The 25,755-nt window shown below is 41.3% G+C and carries 25 protein-coding genes; 8 read left to right on the plus strand and 17 right to left on the minus strand.

The features are described 5' to 3' along the window. Nucleotides 1–17: 17 nt before the first annotated feature. From tlp to acnA, 6 genes are all read right to left on the minus strand, one after another. Entirely contained in the window at nucleotides 18–269 is a 252-nt protein-coding gene (gene tlp / locus NYE23_RS10000; protein ID WP_341077521.1) for a small acid-soluble spore protein Tlp, read from the minus strand. 530 nt (nucleotides 270–799) lie between these two features. Next, nucleotides 800–943, minus strand: coding sequence for an acid-soluble spore protein N (locus tag NYE23_RS10005; protein WP_035332449.1), 144 nt, complete (start codon nucleotides 941–943; stop codon nucleotides 800–802). A 62-nt stretch (nucleotides 944–1,005) separates the two neighbouring features. Continuing rightward, nucleotides 1,006–1,137 carry an FbpB family small basic protein gene (locus NYE23_RS10010; RefSeq protein ID WP_175609044.1) on the minus strand — a complete coding sequence of 44 codons (132 nt, stop codon included), beginning with the start codon at nucleotides 1,135–1,137 and terminating at the stop codon, nucleotides 1,006–1,008. Nucleotides 1,138–1,368: 231 nt separating this feature from the next. After that, nucleotides 1,369–1,890, minus strand: a complete 522-nt coding sequence (locus NYE23_RS10015; protein WP_341077522.1) for a peroxiredoxin family protein — start codon at nucleotides 1,888–1,890, stop codon at nucleotides 1,369–1,371. A gap of 55 nt (nucleotides 1,891–1,945) precedes the next feature. Continuing rightward, the gene (locus tag NYE23_RS10020) at nucleotides 1,946–2,362 is read right to left on the minus strand and encodes a hypothetical protein (protein WP_341077524.1); all 417 of its coding nucleotides are present in this window, start codon (nucleotides 2,360–2,362) and stop codon (nucleotides 1,946–1,948) included. Nucleotides 2,363–2,465: 103 nt separating this feature from the next. Next, the gene (gene acnA / locus NYE23_RS10025) at nucleotides 2,466–5,174 is read right to left on the minus strand and encodes an aconitate hydratase AcnA (protein ID WP_341077526.1); all 2,709 of its coding nucleotides are present in this window, start codon (nucleotides 5,172–5,174) and stop codon (nucleotides 2,466–2,468) included. Nucleotides 5,175–5,527: 353 nt separating this feature from the next. Here acnA and sspO point away from each other — a divergent pair, with 353 nt between their 5' ends. Next, complete coding sequence (gene sspO, locus NYE23_RS10030; RefSeq protein WP_341080683.1) at nucleotides 5,528–5,677, plus strand: small acid-soluble spore protein O; 150 nt, start codon at nucleotides 5,528–5,530, stop codon at nucleotides 5,675–5,677. A gap of 345 nt (nucleotides 5,678–6,022) precedes the next feature. Here sspO and NYE23_RS10035 read toward each other — a convergent pair whose 3' ends face one another. Then, nucleotides 6,023–6,280, minus strand: coding sequence for a hypothetical protein (locus NYE23_RS10035; RefSeq protein ID WP_341077528.1), 258 nt, complete (start codon nucleotides 6,278–6,280; stop codon nucleotides 6,023–6,025). Nucleotides 6,281–6,543: 263 nt separating this feature from the next. Between NYE23_RS10035 and NYE23_RS10040 the strand changes: the two genes are divergently transcribed. Continuing rightward, nucleotides 6,544–6,690 (plus strand): small acid-soluble spore protein P, encoded by a 147-nt coding sequence (locus NYE23_RS10040; RefSeq protein ID WP_009334725.1) that lies wholly within the window; start codon nucleotides 6,544–6,546, stop codon nucleotides 6,688–6,690. 44 nt (nucleotides 6,691–6,734) lie between these two features. Here the strand turns inward: NYE23_RS10040 and selA are convergent, their stop codons facing one another. After that, the gene (gene selA / locus NYE23_RS10045) at nucleotides 6,735–8,132 is read right to left on the minus strand and encodes an L-seryl-tRNA(Sec) selenium transferase (RefSeq protein WP_341077530.1); all 1,398 of its coding nucleotides are present in this window, start codon (nucleotides 8,130–8,132) and stop codon (nucleotides 6,735–6,737) included. Nucleotides 8,133–8,224: 92 nt separating this feature from the next. Between selA and NYE23_RS10050 the strand changes: the two genes are divergently transcribed. Further along, the gene (locus NYE23_RS10050) at nucleotides 8,225–8,626 is read left to right on the plus strand and encodes an Hsp20/alpha crystallin family protein (RefSeq protein WP_341077532.1); all 402 of its coding nucleotides are present in this window, start codon (nucleotides 8,225–8,227) and stop codon (nucleotides 8,624–8,626) included. 86 nt (nucleotides 8,627–8,712) lie between these two features. On the opposite strand, the gene NYE23_RS10055 is transcribed toward NYE23_RS10050, so the two are convergent. Next, the gene (locus NYE23_RS10055) at nucleotides 8,713–8,946 is read right to left on the minus strand and encodes an Rdx family protein (RefSeq protein ID WP_341077534.1); all 234 of its coding nucleotides are present in this window, start codon (nucleotides 8,944–8,946) and stop codon (nucleotides 8,713–8,715) included. Between the two features lie 127 nt (nucleotides 8,947–9,073). Between NYE23_RS10055 and NYE23_RS10060 the strand changes: the two genes are divergently transcribed. Continuing rightward, nucleotides 9,074–9,817, plus strand: coding sequence for an arylamine N-acetyltransferase family protein (locus tag NYE23_RS10060; RefSeq protein ID WP_341077537.1), 744 nt, complete (start codon nucleotides 9,074–9,076; stop codon nucleotides 9,815–9,817). A gap of 34 nt (nucleotides 9,818–9,851) precedes the next feature. On the opposite strand, the gene NYE23_RS10065 is transcribed toward NYE23_RS10060, so the two are convergent. Further along, nucleotides 9,852–10,796: an L-threonine 3-dehydrogenase gene (locus NYE23_RS10065; RefSeq protein WP_341077539.1), complete on the minus strand. Its 945-nt coding sequence runs from the start codon at nucleotides 10,794–10,796 to the stop codon at nucleotides 9,852–9,854. Between the two features lie 56 nt (nucleotides 10,797–10,852). Next, nucleotides 10,853–12,043, minus strand: a complete 1,191-nt coding sequence (locus tag NYE23_RS10070) for a glycine C-acetyltransferase (protein ID WP_341077542.1) — start codon at nucleotides 12,041–12,043, stop codon at nucleotides 10,853–10,855. Between the two features lie 351 nt (nucleotides 12,044–12,394). On the opposite strand from NYE23_RS10070, the gene arcA reads away from it, so the two are divergent. Further along, the gene (gene arcA, locus NYE23_RS10075) at nucleotides 12,395–13,630 is read left to right on the plus strand and encodes an arginine deiminase (protein WP_341077545.1); all 1,236 of its coding nucleotides are present in this window, start codon (nucleotides 12,395–12,397) and stop codon (nucleotides 13,628–13,630) included. Nucleotides 13,631–13,920: 290 nt separating this feature from the next. Further along, entirely contained in the window at nucleotides 13,921–15,378 is a 1,458-nt protein-coding gene (katA, locus tag NYE23_RS10080; protein WP_341077547.1) for a catalase KatA, read from the plus strand. Between the two features lie 273 nt (nucleotides 15,379–15,651). Here katA and NYE23_RS10085 read toward each other — a convergent pair whose 3' ends face one another. Beyond that, the gene (locus NYE23_RS10085) at nucleotides 15,652–17,412 is read right to left on the minus strand and encodes a hypothetical protein (protein ID WP_341077548.1); all 1,761 of its coding nucleotides are present in this window, start codon (nucleotides 17,410–17,412) and stop codon (nucleotides 15,652–15,654) included. A gap of 623 nt (nucleotides 17,413–18,035) precedes the next feature. On the opposite strand from NYE23_RS10085, the gene NYE23_RS10090 reads away from it, so the two are divergent. Then, nucleotides 18,036–19,589, plus strand: a complete 1,554-nt coding sequence (locus NYE23_RS10090) for an ABC-F family ATP-binding cassette domain-containing protein (RefSeq protein WP_341077549.1) — start codon at nucleotides 18,036–18,038, stop codon at nucleotides 19,587–19,589. Between the two features lie 269 nt (nucleotides 19,590–19,858). Continuing rightward, entirely contained in the window at nucleotides 19,859–20,713 is an 855-nt protein-coding gene (locus tag NYE23_RS10095; protein WP_341077551.1) for a DegV family protein, read from the plus strand. Nucleotides 20,714–20,746: 33 nt separating this feature from the next. Here the strand turns inward: NYE23_RS10095 and NYE23_RS10100 are convergent, their stop codons facing one another. The 5 genes from NYE23_RS10100 to hppD form a co-directional block, all read right to left on the minus strand. Next, nucleotides 20,747–21,901 carry a homogentisate 1,2-dioxygenase gene (locus tag NYE23_RS10100; RefSeq protein ID WP_341077552.1) on the minus strand — a complete coding sequence of 385 codons (1,155 nt, stop codon included), beginning with the start codon at nucleotides 21,899–21,901 and terminating at the stop codon, nucleotides 20,747–20,749. Between the two features lie 9 nt (nucleotides 21,902–21,910). Then, complete coding sequence (locus NYE23_RS10105; protein ID WP_341077554.1) at nucleotides 21,911–22,834, minus strand: fumarylacetoacetate hydrolase family protein; 924 nt, start codon at nucleotides 22,832–22,834, stop codon at nucleotides 21,911–21,913. Nucleotides 22,835–22,838: 4 nt separating this feature from the next. After that, nucleotides 22,839–23,459, minus strand: a complete 621-nt coding sequence (locus NYE23_RS10110) for a flavin reductase family protein (RefSeq protein WP_341077556.1) — start codon at nucleotides 23,457–23,459, stop codon at nucleotides 22,839–22,841. Between the two features lie 5 nt (nucleotides 23,460–23,464). Further along, entirely contained in the window at nucleotides 23,465–24,559 is a 1,095-nt protein-coding gene (gene hisC, locus NYE23_RS10115; protein WP_341077559.1) for a histidinol-phosphate transaminase, read from the minus strand. Between the two features lie 67 nt (nucleotides 24,560–24,626). Continuing rightward, entirely contained in the window at nucleotides 24,627–25,742 is a 1,116-nt protein-coding gene (gene hppD / locus NYE23_RS10120) for a 4-hydroxyphenylpyruvate dioxygenase (RefSeq protein WP_341077562.1), read from the minus strand. Nucleotides 25,743–25,755: the final 13 nt, after the last annotated feature.

Genomic DNA, 25,755 nt, shown 5'->3' on the forward strand with positions numbered 1-25,755 from the left:
ATTAGGCCTTGAAGATGTCAATTATTATTGTTCTCACTGCTATTGCCGTTTTGCTGTGCCTGATATTCATCCTTTATTTCTGAACGGAAAGAATCAAGACTTTCCCTGCGGCGTTCATTTTTAGCTTCAATTCTGGCAAGATCTTCTGCATTGGCATACTTCATTGATTCTTCAGCTTCGTCCATGTTCTCAATCGTGTGAACGATCATGGATTGAAGCTTTTCAACGTTATCGCTGCGGTCATCCGGGTTTGGTCTGTTATGTGCCATGGTATGTTCCTCCCTTTATTAGGTGATGGTACAAAGTTAGTTTGTGAAAGAACAAGAAAAATATTGGCGGAAAAGTGTGGGTCGCTTGCCTGATATATTCGGAAACAAAAGAACCTGCCTTAAAAAAATGGCAGGTTTTATATTCAAAAGATAAGAATGTATATAATTTTTAAACGTCGATAACTGTCTAGCTCCAGCGCCTACTCCCTCGAGGTCACAAGCTTGGAGACATAAGCCAATCCCTTCCAGAAGGAAAGAACACCTTCTTGCAGGGCTCGTCTTGTGCTTGTCGTCCCTAAGCAGTCGCCTCCACATTTCGGACAATCCTCCCCAAAAGGCAAAAAACGCCTTTCAGGGAGGCTCGTCTTGTGCTTGAGGCCCGCAGGACAAGGAAGGCTTCATCAGCATAAACATCGCACGACCGAAAGCGACAGCTTTTGGGAGGATACGGGTCATGCAGACGTTGCCACAGGACGTGGCGTTCTTAGTCTGCGTTCCTTCGTGGGCAAGGCGCTTCACGCTTTTCTTAATTATTCGCCTTTAGTTTGTATTACTTGAGCATGCTGTCCGGATTTGTCCTGCATCTTCTTGCCTTTGTTGCCGCCAAATCCACGGGATTGTGTACCAATATGGTTCGGATTGAAATGGTTAGGGTGTCTTTTTGGATTACTCATTCATATCCCTCCTCATTTTAAGTTTGTGCATTTGAGGAGGGTTTCATGATTGGCAAGTAATTCTATTCAGCCTTGTTCAGACGTTTAAGCTCAAGGCGCTCTTCGATTTTTTCCATAGCATCATGATCTTTAAGCAGCTGGCGTTTATTTTCTAGTACTAATTCAGCAAAGGAGCGTTTTCTAGGCTTTCTCATAAATCTTTCACCTTCCTTTAATAACATTGTAACAATCATTATCTCCAGAAAACCGTTAAATTATTACAACTTTTCGAAAATTTAATCCGCATATACCCAGACTACGTGAAAAAAGTACATATGGTTCAAAATTATTAATAAAATATTCAGAAAACATTAATTCTTATTACATTTTTCCCTTTTTATGACAGCATAAACCAATAAAAAAACATCTGCTTATGCAAATGTTTTCTACATTTCATCTATATACTGATTCATAAGCTCCAAGGACATCGCACTTAAATACTTATTCCGAATAATTCCTTCTTCATCAATAAAAAAAGTTGTAGGAATTGTTATTATTTGATAGGCATTAGAAGCTTTTTCGTCAACATCAAGTAAAATCGGAAAATTCACTTTCATTTCTTCAGCAAACCCTGCAACATCAGATTGGGGATCGATGTTCACCGCCAATATAGCAACATCATTTCCCTTCTGAGTATAGAATTTTTGAATATCAGGCATTTCAGCTTTACATGGAGGACACCAGGTTGCCCAAAAGTTTAGCATGACTTTTTTTCCTTGGTAATCTGAGAGCTTGACTATTTCCCCTTGCAGGTTTTTCAATTCGAAATCTGGGGCTTTCAAGCCTATTCCTAATCCTGTCTGATTAACGGGCTGACTTTCGACTTCACCTTTTTCAAAAGCCTGAACTACAAAAACCGCGGTAATAATGATTAATAACACAGAAGCTGCAAACATTTTTTTGAACATGCTGTTTTCCCTCCCGGCTTTTTAAGCCTTTTTGCTTCCTTGATTGTATTTTAACCTAGAAAAGCAAAATTAATAAGGTTCTGAACAGCCAATAAGACAGCATAAATGTGACAGATCCGTAAACAATTCCTTGAATCCATTTATTCAGCGGAAAGTTGTATTTCTTAATTGCCATTACTAAATAGATTATAGCCAAAAAAGCCCCTAAAATAGTTCCTTTTCTTCCTCCTGAGAAATATAAAAATCCCATCGGGCTGCTTAGAATATTTTCTGTCTGGAAAAGGATTGAACTAAACTTATAAGTAAAAAAGCCAATAAGAACTGCATTCAGGATGACATTCAGAAAAACTTTTTTATATTCCCCGCTGTCTCTTAAGACTTGTAAAATAGTGAAATAAGAAACAATTCCTGAAAGCAGGACTATAACCCATTCGTACTTCACTAATAATGGTCCAATCAAAAAAGCACCCACTATCAGCCCTCCAAATTAAAGATACAATCAAGATACCTGAAACCGTATATTTTGTAAAATAAAAAACCGCTATGTGAGTATACCACATAGCGGCGGGTAAAAATTAGTTAGCCAATTTATCACGAAGAACCATTTGCAGGATTCCGCCATGACGGTAGTAATCGATTTCAACCTCAGAGTCGAAACGGACAAGAACTTCGAATGTAGTCTGGCTGCCGTTTTCATCTGTAGCTGTAACCTTAACAAAGTCACGTGGTCTAACATTTTCGTCGATTTGAACATCGATCGTTTCTTTCCCTGATAAGCCAAGAGTTTCTGCACTTTCGCCTTCCTTGAACTGAAGTGGAAGAACTCCCATTAGAACTAGGTTAGAGCGGTGAATACGCTCATAGCTTTCAGCAATAACTGTTTTAATTCCAAGCAGGTTCGTACCTTTTGCAGCCCAGTCACGGGAAGATCCCATTCCATAGTCTTTGCCGGCAAGAACCACAAGGCCAGTTCCATCTTCTTTATACTTCATGCAAGCATCATAGATAGATGTAACTTCACCAGTTGGCCAGTAAGTTGTGAATCCGCCTTCTGTTCCTGGCGCTATTTGATTGCGGATACGGATGTTTGCAAATGTACCGCGCATCATTACCTCATGGTTACCGCGGCGGGATCCATAAGAGTTAAAGTCACGTGGTTCAACACCGTTTTCACGAAGATATTTTCCTGCTGGCGTATCTTTGCCGATCGCACCTGCCGGAGAAATATGGTCAGTTGTTACAGAATCACCGAACTTGCCGACAACACGCAATCCTGATAAAGGTTTAACTTCATCAGCATTTGGAGTTAAGCCTTCGAAGAATGGAGGATTCTGGATATATGTTGAATTATCATCAAATGAATATAAAGGCTCATTGCTAGTCTGAATTTGATTCCAGCGAGCATTGTCGTCAAATACATGCTCATATTCTTTACGGAACAATTCAGGTGTAACAGTCTGTTTAACCACTTCATTAACTTCAGCAGTTGATGGCCAGATATCATTGAAGAAGACATCATTGCCATCCTTGTCTTTCCCGATTGGCTCGTTTTGAAGATCAATATCAACAGTACCAGCTAGTGCATAAGCGACTACTAATGGCGGTGAAGCCAGGTAGTTAGCTTTAACAAGCGGATGGATACGTCCTTCAAAGTTACGGTTACCTGAAAGAACAGATGTTACAAGAAGATCGCTTTCAGCTACAGCCTTTTCGATTTCTTCTCTTAATGGACCGGAGTTACCGATACATGTTGTACAGCCATAACCAACAAGGTTGAATCCAAGCTGTTCCATGTATGGAAGAAGTCCAGAATCACGCAGGTATCCGGTAACAACCTTAGATCCCGGAGCCAAAGAAGTTTTTACGAACTTAGGAACTTCCATTCCAAGTTCAACTGCCTTTTTCGCAACCAATCCTGCCCCAACTAAAACGTAAGGGTTAGAAGTGTTTGTACAGCTAGTAATCGCCGCAATGGCAACAGCACCAGTCTTCATCTTTGTAGAGTCACCGTTTGCAAAATCAATTGTGATTTCTTTGTCGATTTCTTTCTTGCCTAAGCCGAAGCCCTGGTTCCCTTGAGGAGCAGTGATTGCCTCATTGAATTCCTTTTTCATAGCAGAAAGCGGAATTAAATCCTGTGGGCGCTTAGGACCTGAAAGGTTGGCTTCAATTTCGGAAAGATTGATTTCAACTACATTTGTGTATACCGGCTCTAAAGATGGATCAAAGAACATTCCATTTTCTTTGCAGTATTTTTCAACAATCTTGATTTGCTCTTCAGGACGTCCTGTCAGGCGCATGTAATCAAGGGCTTCTGCATCAACAGGGAAGAAACCGCATGTTGCACCGTATTCCGGAGCCATGTTAGCAATTGTAGCGCGGTCAGCCAATGGAAGCTGTGTGACACCAGGGCCGAAGAATTCTACAAACTTGCCAACCACTCCCTGGCTGCGCAGTACTTGAGTTACCTTTAATGCAAGGTCAGTAGCAGTTGTTCCGTTAGGAAGCTCGCCAGTAAGCTTAACCCCTACAACCTCAGGCACAGGGAAATATGAAGGCTGGCCCAGCATACCTGCTTCAGCTTCAATACCTCCTACACCCCAACCAAGAACACCGATACCGTTGATCATGGTTGTATGGGAGTCAGTACCTACAAGAGTATCAGGGAAAGTTTCGTAATCGCCTTCCGTTGTTTCAAGCGCATGAACAACATTCGCAAGGAACTCAAGGTTTACCTGGTGAACAATACCTGTTGCAGGAGGAACTGCACGATAATTGTCAAATGCTTTCTGAGCCCAGCTCAAGAACTGGTAACGCTCTGCATTTCGCTCAAATTCAAGCTCCATGTTGGCTTCAAGTGAATCAGGTGTTCCGTACTTATCTACCTGTACAGAGTGGTCAATAACCAGATCAACAGGCTTCTCAGGATTAATTTTGTCAGGATCCCCACCCATGTCAGCCATTGCTTTACGCAATGAAGCAAGGTCAACTACTGCCGGAACTCCTGTGAAGTCCTGCAGAATTACACGTGATGGTTTGAAAGGAACGTCTACTTCTTTTACTTCAGAAGTTCCCCATTTTGCCAGGTTTTCAACATGCTCTTTTGTAATTACACGGCCGTCATATTGACGAAGTACTGATTCCAATAATACCTTAATTGAATAAGGCAATTTGGAAACATTACCTACTCCAGCTTCTTCCAGAGCTCCTAAATGATAGTAATGATAGCGCTTCCCGTCCAGATCAAAGGATTTGCGGGAATTGAACACATCGTTCTTTGCCAAATGTATTACCCCCTCTTTCAATAAACATCATATACCAAGTGTTAGGTAATTGTCGAAAAGTTTGAATTTTCATCCATCCTTACTTTTCTCACAATTCCTATATTAATACAACCTGCTATATAAGTAAATAACAAGAAAGTTATTGTTTTTGATAAGTTTTTCTTATCATAATTTCTCAATTACTTCTTTAAGCCTTTTAAATGCCGTAATTGATACTGTTTTTCAATTAGACAAAAATACCCTTTATTGCTTGGTTATTATTCTGCAAAAACGAAAAAGGTAATTTACCGGTCCAAAAAACAACATAAATTGACATTATCCATGGAAAAATAGTACCAGGGAGGTGATTGACTATAGCTAATAGAAAGTCTAATCATATTATTGAGGGTATGAATGCAGCAAAAAGCCAGGGCATGGGCGCCGGGTATAATGAGGAATATGCCAATGAACCATTAACAGAAGCGCAAAGGCAAAATAATAAAAAGCGCAAGAAGAATCAATAAAGTGAAACTTCAATCAGTGGGGAGTGCTTTTCTTCCCGCTGACTGTTAGTTGAGGCCCACAGGACAAGGAAGGCTTCGTCATCATGAGCATCGCACGACCGAAAGCGGCAGCTTTTGGGAGGACGTGGCGTTCTTAGTCTTTGTCCTTCTTTCGGGCCTTTACATTATAAAGCGAGGCGACTTGCCCAGGGGTGACAAGCGAGCCCCTAGGAGCCGCAGCTAGATTGGGCAGTTTGCCCCCCACTTATCCTCCTTTAATTCCTTTGAGTCTTGAAGTGGGAGTCTTACTGCCCGTTAGACTGCGATAAATAATAATACCCGGCTGAACTGCAGCCGGGTAAATTTCTAGTATTGGTTTACATCCTCAACCATGGATCTTAAATCCTGCTGGAATCTCTCCAGCTGTGCACGCTGATGGTCAGATGCAACCTCCATTGCATTTTCAATTTGAGCGTATGCTTCATTTACTTCCTGCTTTAGATGTTTTAGCTGATGGCCATAACTGGCGGAATCTCGTACAATTTCAGCATAAAGCTCCTGCGCATCTTCCATTCCCTGCTGTGCAGCCTGAAATGCCTGCTGTTTGTCTTTATGATATGGCATTTTTATTTCACTCCTAAAAAAATTTGTACCATTAAATTGCGCAATAGCATCATAAAATATTCCGCGAAATCACTCAGGAGGAAATCTTGACATTCAGCCACATTTTGCAAGGCAATTTTTCAATGGAAAAGAGACAAACTAACACAAAAGATGAAGGTATATTACACCTTGTATCTTTTTAACCCGTCAGCCATTAAGACGGCAGCCGGCATATCAGCTGCCTGGAGCGGAAGAAATATCCTATTATCCGAGGAGGACCTTAATTGAACAAAAACAATGGCAAAGACATGCGCAAAAATGCACCTAAAGGACATAATAATGATGGACAGCCTGAACCATTAAGCGGCTCTAAGAAAGTAAAAAACCGTAACCACACCAGACAAAAACATAATTCACACCATGACATGTGAATTCAAAGAAGCAGCTGCCACATCATCAGGCAGCTGCTTCTTCTTTAAATAGCAATTAAAGCATTTATAATGGTGTCCTCTTCATTGGCAGTTACTGTCCGCAGATCAATCAGAATTTCTTCCTTTTGAATCCTGACTATTATGGAAGAATTAATCCTTAACTGGCGGCCGATATGATCTGCTGAATATTGCCGGTGTTTTAAAACAGCAATCCACGATGGAAGCTCTACCTCAGGCATCGTGCCTCCCCCAACCTGTCCTGTACTTTCTCTCATTGAGCATACATAATCGTTCCCGGCAGCTTGTAATCTGTTAAGAAAATGAGCTGTTCTCACTTTGAGTTCATCACTGGTGATCAATACATCATGGACCACCGGAATATTTTTCAGACCCTCTTCACCTTTTAAGTAATCAATAAGTGTGCCTTCGAGAGCAGCAATTGTCATTTTATCTACCCGGAGAACCCGGGCAAGCTGATGTTTTTTCAGCTTTTCGATTAAATCCTTTCTTCCGGCAATAATTCCTGCCTGAGGACCGCCCAAAAGCTTATCCCCGCTGAAAGAAATGATATCTGCCCCCATTTTTAAAACATCGCTGACTGCTGGTTCATTTCCAATTCCTTTGCTTTTAAAATCAAATAGTGCACCGCTTCCCAGATCTTCATAAAATATGAGGTTTTTTTCTTTTGATAGACGGGCAAGTTCCCCTGTGCCGACTTCTTTCGTAAAACCTATAATTTTAAAATTGCTCGTGTGCACCTTCATAATCATGGCTGTATCTTCATTTATCACTTTTTTATAATCTTCCAGGTGGGTTTTATTAGTTGTTCCCACTTCAACAAGTCTTGCCCCGCTCTCTTCCATTATGCTTGATACCCTGAAGGAGCCCCCGATTTCAACAAGCTGACCGCGGGAAACAATTACTTCTTTTTCTTCCGCAAGAGCTCTTAAAATGATATAAACTGCAGCAGCGTTATTATTGACTGCCATAGCTGCTTCTGCACCCGTCAGTTCTTTGACAAGATTTTCCAGGTGACTATGCCTGGATCCCCTTTCTCCTTCACCCAGGTTATACTCCAAATTGGAATAGTTCATGGCAACTTCAAGCATATGATCCGCTGCAGACTTGCTTAACCGCGCCCGGCCAAGATTAGTGTGAAGAATAGTGCCAGTGGCATTAATAACTCTTTTAAGTGTATATCCATACCGAACAGTGATAACCTCTTCCGCTTTTTGAAATATAAGGTCCGTAAACTTTTCTGTACCCGGCTCCTCACTGGTCCAATTCCCGGCAAGAATAGTATTCCTTATATCAGAGATTACCTCTTTCAGCATGTTGGTTGTATGTATAAAGTCAAGTCCATACTGTTTCATTAAATTAGTAAAACGCCGGTCTTTTTGCAGTTCATGCACCGGCAAAATATTTCTGACTGTACTCTTCATAATATCCCTCCAGCATTTGCCCCGTTATTATATCATTTTTCACTAATTTGCATGAAATGAATACTATAGAATGAAACAAGGGGGTTTTGAATTTGAACAAAAAGGAAGATTTCCATCCGTTTAATTTGGATGAATTGGAAAAATGGATGGAGGATTATTATCTGGACCCGCTTTCTTCTTATTTGGATCAGATAACATTCCGCATCGACTTATACGATACGGAAGCCCAGATTATCGTTGAGGCGCTTTTAACGGGATGTGCATCAAAAGATGTAACCGTTTCCTTGAAAGAAGACACCGTAATCATCAAAGCTGCTAAAACAGATGACACAGAAGCAATTCGGCGCGGACATCCATGTATGCGAAAAGTTAAACTGCCTTTCTCAGTTGTAAATAAAAAGGTTAGTGCAGATTTTGCAAATGAGATATTAGAGATTTTTATAAATAAAAATGAAGCGGGGCCGGGATGCAATAGAGAGATAATCATCAATTGATAAACTGAGATAGAGGTTGCCTTTTTTCCCTTTGTTTACATAAATCAGCAAAAAACCTCCTCCTCCCGGAGAAGGTTTTTATCTTTTTATTTCATCATTTTTTCGATGATTTCTTTGGTTTTAGGAAAAATGCCAGTATCAAGCTTAGAATAAATCTTCTCTCCATTAACTGTTACTTCAAAAGCTCCGCCTTTGCTTGGAACCAGTTCCATTTGAGAAATCTCAGAACGAAAATGCGTAAATAGTTCTTCCGCGAAACTCGCGGCTTTAGGTGCATAGTTTCACATCATGCAAAATTCAACTTTTACTTCATACGCCATATTTAAACCTCCGTGTGTAATTTGTTAGAATGTAAATATAATGACATTCTAGTATAACTGTTTTATTACTGCAAATCGATTTGTTTTTCCTTCTAAATAGAAAGCAGAAAATATATGGAGTGATTTGATGGATGCACAAAAATACCTGCAGCGAATAAAGGTATCGGGTGACCGTAACCTCGATCTTGAATATCTGGCAAAACTGCAGAGCGGGCATATGCTCAATATTCCATTTGAAAACTTGGATGTGACACGAAAAATCCCAATTCAGCTGGACACAGATTCGTTTTCTAAAAAAATACTTGAACGGGGCCGGGGAGGCTTTTGCTATGAATTAAACGGTCTGTTTCAACATCTCCTGTCCGAACTGGGATTTCAATCACATCTCATTTCCTGCACTGTTAAAAAGCCTGATGGATGGGTCAGAGAAGATTCTCATGCAGCCATACTGGTTTACTTGCACGAACTTCCTTATTTGGTTGATGTAGGGTTTGGTGATTCCGTCAGGCAGCCTCTGCCTCTAACGGGTGAGGAAAAAACCGATGTCAGCGGAACATACAGGATAAAAGCGACAGCTGGAGGAAAGTTTGATCTTCAGCGGCTTGAGGATGGCAAATGGATAATTCTATACCGTTTTTCTGATAGGCCGGTTAAGCTGGGCGACTTTCATGATGCCTGTTTATTCAATCAGACCTCACCCGAATCCCATTTTACACATGGCGACCTGGCCACTATTGCTACAAAGGATGGCCGTATTACACTTTCAGGATTAACTGTCACTTTATCTGAAGAATCCGGAAAAAATAAATTCGAACTAACCGAGGAGGAAAAAAGAGAATTTCTTCTCGGGCAATTCAAAATAAAATTGTAAAAGGGACAGCCCAGCGGCGTCCCTTTTAATTTGATCATAATTTTGTTCTTAATTTATCAAGCATATCAGCAGTCATTCTTGCTAAATCAAAATCTGCTTTGAATCCCCACTCTTCTTTTGCTGCAGAAGCATTAATCGAGTTTGGCCAGCTGTCTGCAATTCCCTGGCGCACAGGATCCACTTCATAGGAAATTTCAAACCCAGGGATATGCTTTCTGATCTCAGCCGCAATCTGTTCAGGTTCAAAACTCATTGCTGTTACATTAAAGGAGTTGCGGTGGATGAGTTTATCTGCATTAGCTTCCATTAAATCAACGATGGCATTCAGCGCATCCGGCATATACATCATATCCATATATGTCCCTTTGTCGATGTAGGATGTATAGCGGCCATTTTTAATGGCTTCATAATAGATCTCAACAGCGTAATCCGTCGTTCCGCCCCCTGGAGGAGTTACATAGGAGATTAAACCAGGGAACCTCAAGCCTCGAGTATCCACACCGAACTTGTAATAGTAGTAATCTGACAGCAATTCGCCTGCAACCTTATTCACGCCATACATTGTAGTTGGGCGGTGAATAGTATCCTGTGGAGTGTTGTCTTTAGGTGTAGAAGGCCCAAATGCGCCAATGGAGCTTGGCGTAAAGAATTGTGCATTGCATTCTCTTGCCGTTTCAAGTGCATTCATCAGCCCGCCCATATTTAAATTCCAAGCAAATACAGGGTTAGCCTCAGCTGTAGCTGATAATAGAGCTGCCATATGAATGACTGTATCGACACTATATTTCTTAGCTGTATCCAGCATTGATTTTGCATCGGTAACGTCAACCATTTCAAATGGCCCTGAATTAGCAGCCTCAGAGTCATTTTTTCTGATGTCTGTTGCGATAACATTGTCCGTTCCATAAATTTCTCTTAATTTCAAGGTTAGTTCAGAGCCGATTTGGCCTAAAGCTCCTGTAATCATAATCCGTTTCATCTTATTCCTCCAACGTTTCCTCTTTGCCTTAATTTTGAAGCCATTTATAGTCGAACTTAAATAATTCCCATTTCCTTGCCGACTTTTTCATATATCGCAATTGCCTGATCCAGCATATCTTTGGTATGTGCTGCAGATGGCATGTTTCTGACACGGCCCGTTCCCCTAGGGACAGTCGGGAAGACGATTGATTTTGCATATACGCCTTCTTCATTGAGCTTTTTGCTGAATTCCTGTGTTTTTACTTCATCTCCAACAATACAAGGAGTTATCGGTGTTTCGCTGTCGCCAATATCAAAGCCTAATTTTTGCAGCCCGTCTTTAAGGTAGTTGGCATTTTCCCATAGCTTTTCATTCAGCTCTGTGCTTTCCATGAGCAGTTCAATAGCTTTCGTACTTGCTGCTACATCTGCAGGTGTTAAAGATGTAGAGAATAGGAATGGTCTGCTGCGTACTTTCAGCCAATCAATCAAGTCCTTTTTGCCGGCCACATATCCCCCAACAACACCAATCGCCTTTGAAAGTGTGCCGATCTGGAAATCGATTTTATCGGAAAGGCCGAAGTGCTTAACAGTGCCTGCTCCCTTTCCAAGAACACCTGAACCGTGTGCATCATCCACATATGTGATCAGATCGAACTCTTCCGCGATTTCCACGATCTCAGGAAGCTTGGCGATATCCCCATCCATCGAGAAGACGCCGTCAGTAATAACCATGATCTTGTTGTACTGTCCTGATTCTTTCGCTTCCTTCGCTTTAGCTCTTAAATCTTCCATATCAGAATGATTTACGCGAATAATCTTGGCTTTTGATAAGCGGCAGCCATCAATGATGGAAGCATGGTTCAGCTCATCAGATAAAATGGCATCATTTTTATCCATAACAGCAGAAATAGCAGCCATATTACAATTAAATCCGGACTGGTATGCGATGGCTGCTTCTGTATGTTTGAACTCAGCCAGCTTTTCTTCAAGTTTTGTGTGAAGTTCAAGCGTTCCATTTATCGTGCGGACAGCACCTGCTCCAACCCCATATTTTTCAATTGCTTCAATTGCGGACTTTTTTAGTCTTTCATCAGTTGCCAAACCTAAATAGTTATTGGATGAAAGATTAATTAGTTCTCTGCCGTTGATTTTGATTATTGGACCATTTGGGCTTTCAAGTGGGTCAATTACGTTGTAAAGTCCTCTATCCTTTAAATCCTCCAGGTTTTCCTGTAAAAAAGCATCTAAAATTTTGCTGGTCATATCAGTATCCCCCAGTACTTTTTTATTGAATGTCGCCAACTCATATACAACTGTATTTTCAGAGCGGACATTATTTCATTAAACAAACTTAGCTATGTAAAGGTTTTTTCACTTTATACTTTAACACAATTTTTCATTTTGTACACTTATGAAGGACAGATTTTCTATTAGAGTATTTTTGAGTTAACTTATAATCAGTTTTCCCTATTATCTCGAAAAAATTTAGCGGCATATTTAGCTCAATTGAATAAATATACACATAATTGATCTGTTTACTCTATGATTACACAGGGAACCAATCAAACATAGAACAATAGGTCAGGCCATTAAGCCTTTGGAGGTATTATTATAATGAAACATCCGCTAAATGTAACTTCGGAAATAGGAGAATTAAAGACGGTCCTTCTGCATAGGCCGGGTAAGGAAATAGAAAATCTCACACCTCAATATTTAAAAAGACTATTATTCGATGATATTCCCTTTTTGCCTGCCATTCAAAAAGAGCATGATTATTTCGCCAATATTTTAAGCAACCGGGGAATCGAGGTCTTATATCTGGATAAATTGATGACAGAAGCCATACAGCAGGACAAGGCCAGACTGGCTTTTATTGAAAAGGTCTTATTGGAAAGCCAATCGAACATCAATGGTTCCTATGATACAGTGAAAGAGTATCTTCTATCTCTTCCGCCCGATGAGCTGGTTAAGAAAGTGATGGCTGGTGTCGTTAAATCGGATATTGATCAGGATAAGAAAATCCATCTTCATGAAATGATGCCGGATCATTATCCATTTTATCTCGACCCTATGCCAAACCTCTATTTTACCCGGGATCCGGCTGCAGTTATCGGTGAAGGCATTACGATTAATCGAATGCATGAGCCTGCAAGGAGAAGGGAATCCATTTTTATGGACTGCATCATGAATCATCATCCGCGTTTTAATAAACATGAAATCCCTGCTTACTTTAAGCGTGATGATCTCTACTCTCTTGAAGGCGGAGATGAACTGATTTTAAGTGATGAAGTGGTTGCTATTGGCGTCAGTGCAAGAACCTCTGCACAAGGAATTGAAAAACTTGCACGAGAGTTATTCTCCCGTCAGGATGCCATTAAAAAGGTTGTGGCAGTTGAAATCCCTAAAATTCGCGCATTCATGCACCTGGATACCGTTTTCACCATGATTGATCATGATAAATTCACCTACCATCCTGCTATTGAAGATAGAGATGGCAGTATGAAAATTTACATACTGGAACAGGAGAATAATTCTGATACTCTTAAGATTACAGAGAAAAACTCGCTCAAAGAAACATTGAAAGAAGTGCTTCATCTTAATGAATTAGTGTTAATCCCCTGCGGAGGCGGCTGCCCGATTGCATCAGCACGCGAACAATGGAACGATGGCTCCAATACACTCGCCATCGCTCCCGGTGTAGTTGTCACTTACGACAGAAACTATGTTTCAAACGATATCCTCCGGCAAAATGGAGTTGAAGTTATTGAAATTCTCAGCTCGGAACTTTCGAGAGGACGGGGCGGCCCAAGATGCATGAGCATGCCGATCATAAGGGAAAATATTAGCTGATAAATCGGGCGGTTCCGGAACCGCCTGATTTTTTTATGAATACTATTTTTTTCACAGCCCCCTCTTTCTCCTTCCCTCCTTCTAAAAAACAAGTTCTTTTAAGAAAAAACGAAAATATAAATATACTAATGCCCTTTTCAAACAAGCATTTGCCTGCTCTTTTTATAAGATGTCCCTCTTAATAATCTGTATTTATTTATAATAATTATAAAAAAGTATTGATTTTACTTTGAGAAGTGTTATCATTACAAATATAAGCAGTTATTAAACTTTTATGAGGTGATTATAGAATGACAAAAAAGAATAATCTCACTACAAGCTGGGGAGCCCCAGTTGGCGACAACCAAAATTCAATGTCTGCCGGCTCAAGAGGGCCAACACTGATCCAGGATGTACACTTGCTGGAAAAGCTCGCCCATTTTAATAGAGAACGTGTGCCTGAGCGTGTTGTTCATGCAAAAGGTGCCGGTGCACATGGCTATTTTGAAGTTACAAATGACCTCACTAAATATACAAAAGCCGCATTTCTGTCTGAAGTAGGCAAAAGAACGCCTTTATTCATCCGCTTCTCAACTGTAGCCGGCGAACTTGGTTCTGCAGATACTGTACGCGATCCGCGCGGCTTTGCTGTTAAGTTCTATACAGAAGAAGGAAATTACGATCTTGTAGGAAACAACACGCCTGTATTCTTTATCCGGGATGCCATCAAGTTCCCTGACTTTATTCATACACAGAAGCGTGATCCTAAGACTCATTTGAAAAATCCGACTGCCGTCTGGGACTTCTGGTCCTTATCCCCTGAGTCGCTGCACCAGGTAACCATCTTAATGTCTGACCGGGGAATTCCGGCAACACTAAGACATATGCATGGATTTGGAAGTCATACATTTAAGTGGGTTAATGATAAAGGCGAAGGCGTCTGGGTGAAATATCACTTTAAAACAGAGCAAGGCGTTAAAAACCTCAGTGTAGATGCTGCAGCTAAAATGGCGGGCGAAAATCCGGATTACCATACAGAGGACTTATTCAATGCAATTGAGAATGGAGACTATCCTTCCTGGAAGCTTTGCGTGCAAATCATGCCGCTTGAGGATGCAAATACTTATCGTTTCGATCCATTCGATGTCACGAAGGTGTGGTCACAAAAAGACTACCCATTAATCGAAGTAGGACGTATGGTTCTCAATAGAAACCCGGAAAACTACTTTGCTGAAGTTGAGCAGGCTACCTTTTCTCCTGGAACTCTAGTACCTGGTATTGATGTGTCACCTGATAAAATGCTTCAGGGCCGCCTGTTTGCCTACCATGATGCACACCGTTACCGTGTAGGTGCAAACCATCAGATGCTGCCGATCAACCGCCCTAAAAACGAAGTGCAAAACTATCAGCGTGACGGCCAGATGCGCTTTGATAACAATGGCGGAGGGTCTGTTTATTACGAGCCGAACAGCTTTGGAGGACCAACTGAAGTACCGGAGCACAAGCAGGCTGCATACCCCGTTTCCGGTTTAGCCGAAAGCGTTGCGTATGATCATAATGACCACTACACACAAGCCGGTGATCTATACCGCTTAATGAGCGAAGATGAACGCTCCCGTCTTGTGGCAAACATCGTTGCTGCCATGAAGCCTGTAGAAAAAGAAGAAATTAAGCTTCGCCAGATTCAGCATTTCTTTAAAGCGGATCCTGATTACGGTACTCGTATTGCTAAAGGTCTTGGCCTGGCAGTGCCGCAGGGAGTTAAGTGAACCATTAGAAATAGCAAAAGGTGCCAATAACCTAATTGGTACCTTTTTTTCGTTATAATCCACTATTAAATCCATAATGAGATGGCCCCTTTTCTTACATATTCATAGAACTATAGGGCTTGGTTGCATATATTATTTTGAGGTGTAATATAGCTTATCCAATGGAGGTGATTCTATGAATATAAAACGACCTCAAATATTTTTTAACTCCGCAAACGATCAGGGCGAAAACAAACAAGAGCAGACAGAATCTGGGAGTGCTGATATCATTGTTCAAAAAGGAGCGGCTTCTTCAGTAAAACAAATGGATGAAGAGACTCTTAAGGAATTTAAGGAAAAGCTGAGGGCAGAACTAAAACAGCAAAAAGAAGAACTGAAACAATACAGAAAAAACCAAAAAAAACTACAGCTAAACAATCTGGCAGCTAATCGAAATCGAACAAGGCAGCAATCTTCTACATCAGTTATAACTTGTTCAGAGATTGGGTTGCCCAGTGACGTATTGCTTGCCAGGTAAATGTCTACACCTTGATTTTCAGGGTCCTCTATGCTGCTTTGAGAGTCTCTTACAAAACACAAAAATTCAGAAAGTGCTTTCGTACAGCAATTGCAATCATCAGATTTATCTTTTTCATTTTTGCAATCAAAAAACTTTCTGCAATAAGGAGAGTCCGGGCAGCAGCTGCATTTTTGAAAAGGAAACGGGAAAGGAAACGGAAAAGGCATCGGTTTACAATCACCACACTTTACACTAATATTTACTCCACTTACATCCACAGGTGTTGATATTGATTGGCTGTTTACTAAGGGAGACGTATTAGTATGACCACCGATTTCCTGAGGCCCCATCATTACTTCAGCGTCATGTCCATCCTGATTAATTCTTTGTCTTCCTTGTGCAAGGTTTGCTTCATGGCCATCTAAAGAAGCCTCCTGGCCTCCCTGCCCCTGATTCGCGGTAAGACCTTCCTGGTATTGGTTTGCTTCATGGCCATCCTGGGATTGAAAATTGTCTTGTCCTTCCAGGGTTTGTATAGGATTCTGTCCTTGGCTTTGGCCTTGTGTCGTGTTTTGGTCACCAGTACTTTGGCCCTGGCCCACATCCTGGTTATGCGTTTGACCTTGACTTGTTGCTGTGTCACCGGTTCCTTGACCTTGATCAATGTCCTGGTTATGCGTTTGTCCCTGACTCGTTGCTGTGTCTCCAGTTCCTTGACCTTGATCGATGTCCTGGTTATGCGTCTGCCCTTGACTTGTTGCTGTGTCACCGGTTCCTTGACCTTGATCAATGTCCTGGTTATGCGTTTGTCCCTGACTCGTTGCTGTGTCTCCAGTTCCTTGACCTTGATCAATGTCCTGGTTATGTGTCTGTCCCTGACTTGTTGCTGTGTCACCGGTTCCTTGACCTTGATCAATGTCCTGGTTATGCGTTTGTCCCTGACTTGTTGCTGTGTCTCCAGTTCCTTGACCTTGATCGATGTCCTGGTTATGCGTCTGCCCTTGACTTGTTGCTGTGTCACCGGTTCCTTGGCCTTGATCAACATCTTGCGTATGAACTTGTCCCTGAATTGGTGTCTGGTCCCCGGTGCTTTGGCCTTGCTGCAAGTCTTGATCCTGACCCTGGGTAGAAGTTTGATCACCTGTACTCTGTCCTTGTTGAAGTTCTTGATTTTGGGACTGATTTGATTCTTGTCCATCTTGAATCTGAACCGGATCCTGATCCTGTGACTGGCCCTGTGTCTGATCCCCGCCTACTTGCTGAAGATCCTGGTCTTGAAGCTGTCCCTGCTGAAGTTCCTGATCCTGCAGCTGTCCTTGCTGCTGCTTTTGATCCCCTTGACTTTGCCCCTGCGTCTGGTCCCCAAATTTCTGTTTCTGAATCTGTTTACAAGGTCCTTTACAAGGGGGATTGCAGTGACAGTCATTTTTGGGATAATGTGGATGAGGAGGACGCGGGCTCGGACATTTGCAGCAATCTAAGTCCTTATGGCATCTTGGACACGCCGGTATGGCTTCGTTATTCCAATTATTCAATTTAAATTCACCACCTCTCTACTACATCTTATGAAATGAAGGAGGACTTGCTAAATTCAAAAGCCTATTTTTATAATGAGTTTTCTTCATAAAGATACCTATTCTAATAGATTTCCTAAACTTAGTTATTATCCTCCTCAGCAGAATCCTACACCCTGCAAAACCATGCGGGATGTTCTTAAGGTTGTTCTCCTTCCACTTTTCAAGGAAGAGGACGAACAAAATGAAGCCACAGCCAAATTGACAGATGCTACCCTATAGAGCATGAAGAGCTGCTTGAAAAAATGGGCGAAATCCAAGACCATCCTGATGATATTAAAATCGAGAGAGCAGCACTAGTGGCCTCTCTTTAGAAATGGTCTTTAGGTTATCTGGGAATTGGAAAAATCCGTTTATTCGCAAGGAGTTATTTGGACTCCCTGATTTAGCAGGACCCTTTCCTCCTATTTTTCAATGCAATAAAATCAACATCCAGCTTTAGTAGAGCCTATAATTAAGAAAGGGCAGATTTCAATTTATTCCAATAATCGAATTGCATTTTTCACAGGAAATAACTTTAGATAGAAAAAACCGTCTAAATCTAGTAAGATATCCACATGGAATATTAGAGAAGGGGTAAAAAAATGAGCGTATTAAACGTACAAAACTTAAGTCACGGTTTCGGTGATCGTGCGATTTTTAATGATGTGTCTTTTCGGCTTTTAAAAGGTGAACATGTTGGGCTAGTTGGGGCAAATGGTGAGGGTAAGTCTACTTTCATGAATATTGTAACTGGAAAGTTGCAGCCCGACGAAGGGAAAGTTGAGTGGTCTAGAAAAGTTCGTGTTGGTTACTTAGATCAGCATGCTGTATTAAAAAAAGGCACTACGATGCGTGAGGCTTTGAGTACTGCTTTTCAATATCTTTTTGATGCTGAAACAGAGATCAATGAACTTTATGCAAAAATGGGTGATGAAGGTGCTGATATCGATGCATTACTTGCAGAAGTTGGAGAGCTGCAAGAAACTTTAGATAGTAATGATTTCTATCAAATTAATTCAAAAGTTGAGGAAGTTGCCCGTGGCCTGGGATTAGACGAAGTTGGACTTGATAGAGATATAGATGATCTTAGCGGAGGGCAGCGTACGAAAGTTTTGCTGGCTAAGCTATTGCTGGAAAAGCCCGAAATCCTATTACTGGACGAGCCTACAAACTATTTGGATGAACAGCATATCGAATGGCTGAAGCGCTATTTACAGGAATATGAGAATGCATTTATTCTGATTTCACATGATATTCCATTCCTGAACAGTGTTGTTAACTTGATCTATCACATGGAAAACCAAGAGCTGAATCGCTATGTTGGTGACTATGATAACTTCTTAAAAGTATATGAAATGAAAAAGCAGCAGCTGGAGTCTGCATACAAGCGGCAACAACAAGAAATTGCCGATTTAAAGGATTTCGTTGCCCGCAACAAGGCAAGTGTTGCGACTCGTAATATGGCGATGTCCCGTCAAAAGAAGCTCGACAAAATGGAAATTATTGAATTGGGGAGAGAGAAGCCGAAACCAGAGTTTATTTTCAAAGAAGCTCGTGCAGCCAGCCGCTGGATTTTCACGACTGAAGATCTTGTTATTGGCTACAATGAACCACTTTCCCGCCCTCTCAATTTGAAAATGGAACGCGGACAAAAAATTGCATTCGTGGGTGCTAACGGTATTGGTAAGTCTACTCTGTTAAAAAGTATTCTTGGCTTGATTAATCCAATTTCGGGTAAAGTGGAACGCGGTGAGTATCAACACATCGGTTACTTCGAGCAGGAAGTTAAACAGTCCAACTATAACACTTGTATTGAAGAGATCTGGAGCGAGTTCCCAAGTATGAATCAGGCTGAAGTTCGTGCTGCTCTTGCAAAATGCGGGTTAACGACGAAACATATTGAAAGTAAAATTGAAGTCCTTTCTGGTGGCGAAAAAGCCAAAGTTCGATTATGTAAAATATTAAACACAGAAACGAATTTATTAATTCTGGATGAACCTACCAATCACTTGGATGTGGATGCAAAAGAAGAATTAAAACGTGCTTTAAAGGCATATCGCGGAAGTATTTTGATGGTATCCCACGAACCAGACTTTTATCGTGAAATTGCGACCGATATTTGGAATTGTGAGGATTGGACTACGAAAGTTTTTTAATAAAGATTAAGGACTCCCCTGCCACGCAGGGGATTTTTTCATTTTACAATCCTTTTTTATCATTTCTATACATTGTTCACAAAAGATTCTTATTTACCTTCAACTGCTCCATATAAACATTCTAACTGACATACTCAGGATATTTCCTTTAAATGGATCAATAAAAATCAATACAGGTAATGGTCAGTTCGTGTATAATGAGGGGAGTTTTCAGTAATGGAAGCGGTTCAATTTATACCAAAATAATTGACAAAGGACTTAAAACATTCATGATAAAAAAGAAAATTGCCTGGATTACAGACAGCACAGCCTATGTTACTAAGGAGCTGCTGGAACACCCTGACGTTTATGTGGTGCCTCTAACCATTACATTCGGTGAGGAATCTTATGAAGATGGTATTGATTTAAATACAGATCAGCTGTATAGCCGGATTCGCAATGAAAAAGAAGTTCCTAAAACTTCACAGCCCTCTGCCGGAAAATTTGCCGAACTATTTGAATCATTGAAGCCGGAATATGATGCTGCAGTTGCTGTTCATGTATCGAGCAAGCTAAGCGGCACGTTAAATAGCTGTAAAGCCGGAGCAGAGCTGGCAGAGTTCCCAATTTTTTCAGTTGATTCTAAATGCATGTCTTATGCCATTACATCATTGATAAATAAAGGATTAAAGCTTGCTGAAAATGATATGCCGGTGCATAAAATTGCTGCTATCCTGCAAAGTGAGACAGATAAATCCGAGAATTATATATTGCTTGGAAGCCTTGAGCAATTTTATAAAGGCGGCAGAATGTCAGGCACACAATACCTGCTGGGAAGCATATTAAAAATAAAGCCAATTATCCGCATTAACCGGGACGGGGAGTTTGAACTGTTTGATAAAGTCCGTTCAGAAAAAAAAGCAATTAAAAGAATGATAGAATTGCTTGGGAATTCATATGAAACCCATACAATTCCCCAGGTTCAAATCATGCATGGGAATGTACCTGCCAAAGCGGAGGAACTGGCCGAGGAAATACAATCTCATTTTCCTCGCCTCGATATTTTCATTGGTGATATTAGTTCAACGATCGCTGCCCATGCCGGTGAGGGAACACTGGCTATTATTTGGCAGAACGAAAGTTAAAAAAGCACTCTCCAAAAGGAAAGTGCTTTTCTTCTATTCAACCCAAGTAAACATGTAATTTTCATCTTCAATTAGCTTAGCGTTTTTCACCAGCTTTAACGGCTTGAATGTATCAATCATAACAGCAAGCTCAAGTGTTTCCTTTTTCCCTATGCTGGCTTCTGTTTTTCCAGGATGAGGGCCATGTGGAATCCCGCTTGGATGAAGGGTTATGGAGCCTTCTCTAATCCCCTTCCTGCTCATGAAATTGCCTTCCACATAGTACAGCAGTTCATCACTGTTGACATTGCTGTGATAGTAAGGGGCAGGGATGGCCTCTGGATGATAGTCATATAATCTGGGAACAAAGGAACACACAACAAAGTTATGTCCTTCAAATGTCTGATGTACCGGCGGAGGCTGATGCACCCTTCCGGTAATCGGTTCAAAATCTTCTATATTAAAGACCCACGGATAAAGATAGCCGTCCCAGCCCGCCACATCAAGCGGGTGATGATTCAGAATATGAGAATGCAAGTATCCCCTTGTTTTCGTGATAACTTCATATTCTCCTTTTTGATCATATGTTTCCAGTGTCTCCGGTCCCCGAATATCCCGTTCACAAAAAGGACTATGCTCGAGCAGCTGCCCATACTCATTCCGGTATCTTCTTGGTGTTGTAATTTGGCTGAAAGACTCAACAAGGAGCACTTTAGTCAGCTGCTCTTTATCCGGAATCACGCGGTAAATAGTGCCAATCGGAATAATGACATAGTCTCCCGGGCGATAGGATAAAGTTCCGAACATGGTCTCAACTTTTCCGGTTCCATAGTGAATGTAGAGCATCTCATCTCCATCGCCATTCCGGTAAAAGCTTTTCATCGGCTCAGTAATATTTATGGTGCCTATTAAAAGGTCATCATTCCCGAGCAGATATTCCCTTGCTGAAAGTGCATCCCCTTTCTTTTCAATTTGATCTGTAAACAAATGCCGATGCTTTAAGCTCTCCTGATCTTCATACTCTGGAACATATTTTCCGATCAGTTCAGTTTTTGCTACTTCTGTCGGCATATAGTGATGATAAAGAATGGATTGTGTGCCGGAAAAACCTTTTGTCCCCATTACCTGTTCCCTGAATAAGGTTCCATCCGATTTTTTGAAGGTTGTATGGCGTTTGTGCGGGATTTTCCCCATTTGGCGATAAAACATATTTCCACCTCACTCATTTGCGATTCGATTTTTTAATATTCCTAGATTGCCAATCTCAAGCTCAACCTCATCTCCAGGCATAAGCCAGCGGTGCACATCGGTGCCCAGCTCAAGGATGCAGCCGCTGCCAACAGTCCCGGAGCCTATCATTTCACCTGGACAGAGGGTTACACCATCTGAAGCCCGCTCAAGCATTTCGTAAAAGGAATAGTAGATATCCTGCATATTCCCTTCTGAAAGAAGAGTGCCGTTGACTTTTGCTGTCATCAGCAAATCATAGCCATTTTCAACACGGAAATTCTCAAGCTCATCCTTTGTAACGATATATGGCCCGACAGAAGTGGCAAAATCCTTCCCTTTGGCAGGGCCAAGACCTACCTTCATTTCTTTTCGCTGAATATCTCTTGCACTCCAGTCATTCAGGATGCAATACCCAAATATATAATCATCCGCTTCGGCAGCTTTAATATCCTTTCCTTCTTTGCCGATAATACAGGCAATTTCGAGCTCGTAATCAAGCCATTCGCAATGCTTTGGAGGCGAAATTTCTTCATTTGGACCCTTAATGCTCAGATGATTTGAAAAATAAAAGACGGGTATTTCATACCATTCGGGTATCATATCAAGTCCGCGGTTATCTCTTGCCGTTTTTACGTGTTCTTCAAAAGCATAGAAATCCCGAAAGCTTTTTGGATTTGGCAGTGGAGCCATTAAGTTCACATCGGATAAAGGATATACCCCTTTATCGGTGTTCTTCAGTTTTTTGCTGGAAGACAGGTATTCCATAAAAAACTCATGATTCTCAAGGAATGCCAGCATCGTTTTTGGAAGAACACCATTGGTCGCTTCATGCATATCAACAGCATACTCCTCATTCTTCAGCCAGCCCGCTCTTATAGATCCATCCGGTTTTTGAAAAGTTATGAATTTCATAGCATCACCTTGGGTCCGTTTTTCGGATCAATTCAAATACATCAGTCATTGGCCTCGTGTAGATATGTCCTGCCATCCGGCCAATAGGGTTCAGTTTTTCGGAATTGATCCTTCCATTTTCATAAAGCTCTTCAGCAACATGCACATGCTCCACTTTTCCAATCACAAGGCTTCCAGAACCAGGGTGTTCTCCAAAGTGAAGCACCTGGTAGAGACTGCATTCCAAATGGACTTTTGACTCTTTAACCCGGGGAGGCTTAACAGCGGCACTTTTTTCTTTTTCGAGACCGGCTGCGGCCAGTTCGTCTGTACCAGCTGGATAATCCGCTGCACAAATATTCATCTTTTCCGTAAAGTCTTCACTGACGATGTTAATTACGAATTCCCTGGTGGCTTCAATATTAGCAAGCGTATCTTTCTTAGAGCCATCTGTCCCTTTTCGCATCGGTGAAAAGCAAATCAGCATCGGATCTGCACATATGGCAGTAAAAAAGCTGAATGGAGCTGCATTAACATTTCCATCTGTATCCATAGTGGTAACAAACGCAATGGGACGCGGCAGAATTGAGCCAACCATGAGCTTATATGCGTCCTTCCACTCAAGACTCTGTGGATTTAATTCCATATGCACTACACCGCCTTTTCATTCAGAAGTTTGTTTATCACCGCTAATGCCGATTCATTATCTTCTCTCGTTCCTAACGTCATCCTAAAAGCATCAAGATAGCCGTCAAGCTTCATTTTCCGGACAACCAAGCCATTTACAATCAAGTTATCTGCAATAGGAAGCTGGCTGAAAATATAAATAAAATTAGTTTGGGAAGGAAAATAGCTAACAGGTAATCCAGTTAGTTTTTGGCACAAAAATTTCATCTCTTCTGCATTTTTTTGAGCACAATCCTTTATAAAGTCCTGATCATTTAGTGCTGCAGAAGCCGCTGCCTGTGCCAGGTGGTTGACATTAAAAACATCTTTTACCTTATGAAGGTCATTCACGATTTCCTCATGCATGATTCCATAGCCGACACGGAGGCCCGCAAGGCCGTAGATTTTGGAGAAAGTCCTTAGAATGATTAAGTTAGGCTTCTGTGCAAGAAGCGGAATAGAGTCAGGATAATCCTCAGAATTTACATATTCATAGTATGCTTCATCAAGAATAATCAGGATATTCGAATGAACTTTATCAATGAATTGCAGCAGTTCTGATTTACCCACTATGGTTCCTGTAGGATTGTTGGGATTGCAGATAAACACCATTTTTGTTTTTTCGTTAATCTTGTCATACATGGCACATAGATTATGGGTTCCATTTTGCAGCGGTACCGTTACCGCACTGCCTCCTTCAATCAGGACGTTTGTTTCATACCGAGGAAATGTATTCTGCGCCATAACAGCTTCATCTCCGGGACTTATGTATGCTCTCGTCAACAATCGGATGATTTCTTCTGAACCATTGCTGACCAGAAAGTTATCTTCACTTACATTGTAGAATCCGGCCAGCTTGCGTTTGAGCAGGGAAACAGTGCCATCCGGGTAAAAGTAAAGACTGTTCATCGCTTTGCTGATGCTGTTCCTGACTTCGGGTGAACAGCCATACACATTTTCATTATCAGACATTTTCCGGACAGCCATTAAATTGTACTTTTCTTTAATCTCTTCCGGCGAGCTGCCAAGCGGATAAGAAACAATCTTCTCCACGGCGCTTTTTGTCTGGATTTTAGCCATCTGGATTGCCTCCTTCTTAAATTTATTAAAAAAGGGAGAAATGCTTTCTCCCTTTTAAACTGAAAAATTATAAATTTCCTCGTCTTTCCTGTTCACGTTCAATAGATTCAAAGAGTGCTTTAAAGTTGCCTTCACCAAACCCTCTGGCACCTTTACGCTGAATGATTTCAATGAATAAGGTCGGACGGTCTACGATTGGTTTCGTGAATATTTGAAGCAAATAGCCTTCGTCATCGCGGTCAACGAGAATATTTAATTCCTTCAATTTGTCTATCTCTTCATCAATTTCACCTACACGCTCAGAAAGCATTTCATAATAAGAATCAGGAGTGCTTAAGAACTCCACGCCATTTTTGCGGAGGGTGCTGACAGTGCTGACAATATCTTCTGTGAGAATGGCCAGATGCTGTACACCAGGCCCGTTGTAGTATTCAAGGTATTCTTCAATCTGGGATTTGCGCTTCCCTTCTGCAGGCTCATTAATCGGGAACTTAATTCTGCCGCCATTATGCATTACCTTGGACATCAGTGCGGAATATTCTGTTGTAATGTCTTTATCTGTAAAGTGCTTCATTTCCTTGAAGCCCATTACATTTGCATAATAATTCACCCATTCCTCCATTCTCTCTACGTTTCCAACGACATGGTCGACGCCGATAAAACCTGCATCCTCAAATGGTACTTCGGTTTGATATGGCTCAAAGCCAGGCATGAATACCCCTTTATAGTTATTCCGTTCAACAAGTGTATGAATGGTATCTCCATATGTACCAATTACTGCCTTTTTAACTATGCCGTGTTCATCCTTAATCTCAGCTGGAGGCTGTATTTCGATTGCACCTCTTTCAACCGCCGCTTTGTATGCCTTTTCAACATCGTCAACAGCTAAAGCTATATCTTTTACACCGTCTCCATGCTTTTTAATGAAATTTGATACTCTGGAACTGTCATTTAACGTTCCTGTGATCACCAGGCGAATCTTTCTCTGCTGAAGAACATAAGACACTGTTTCTCTATTGCCGGTTTCCAGGCCGGAATAAGCAACTGGCTTAAAGCCGAAAGCTGTGCAGAAATAATGGCAGGACTGTTTTGCATTGCCTGAGTAGATTTCTAAATAATCTACCTCCTTCACAGGAAAGAAATCGGCTATCTTTTGTTCATTTAACAATTTTTCATCTTGCATGCTAACCCCTCCG

It is taken from the genome of Cytobacillus sp. FSL H8-0458 (genome assembly GCF_038002165.1).
In the GTDB taxonomy this organism is placed as follows: Bacteria; Bacillota; Bacilli; order Bacillales; family Cytobacillaceae; genus Cytobacillus.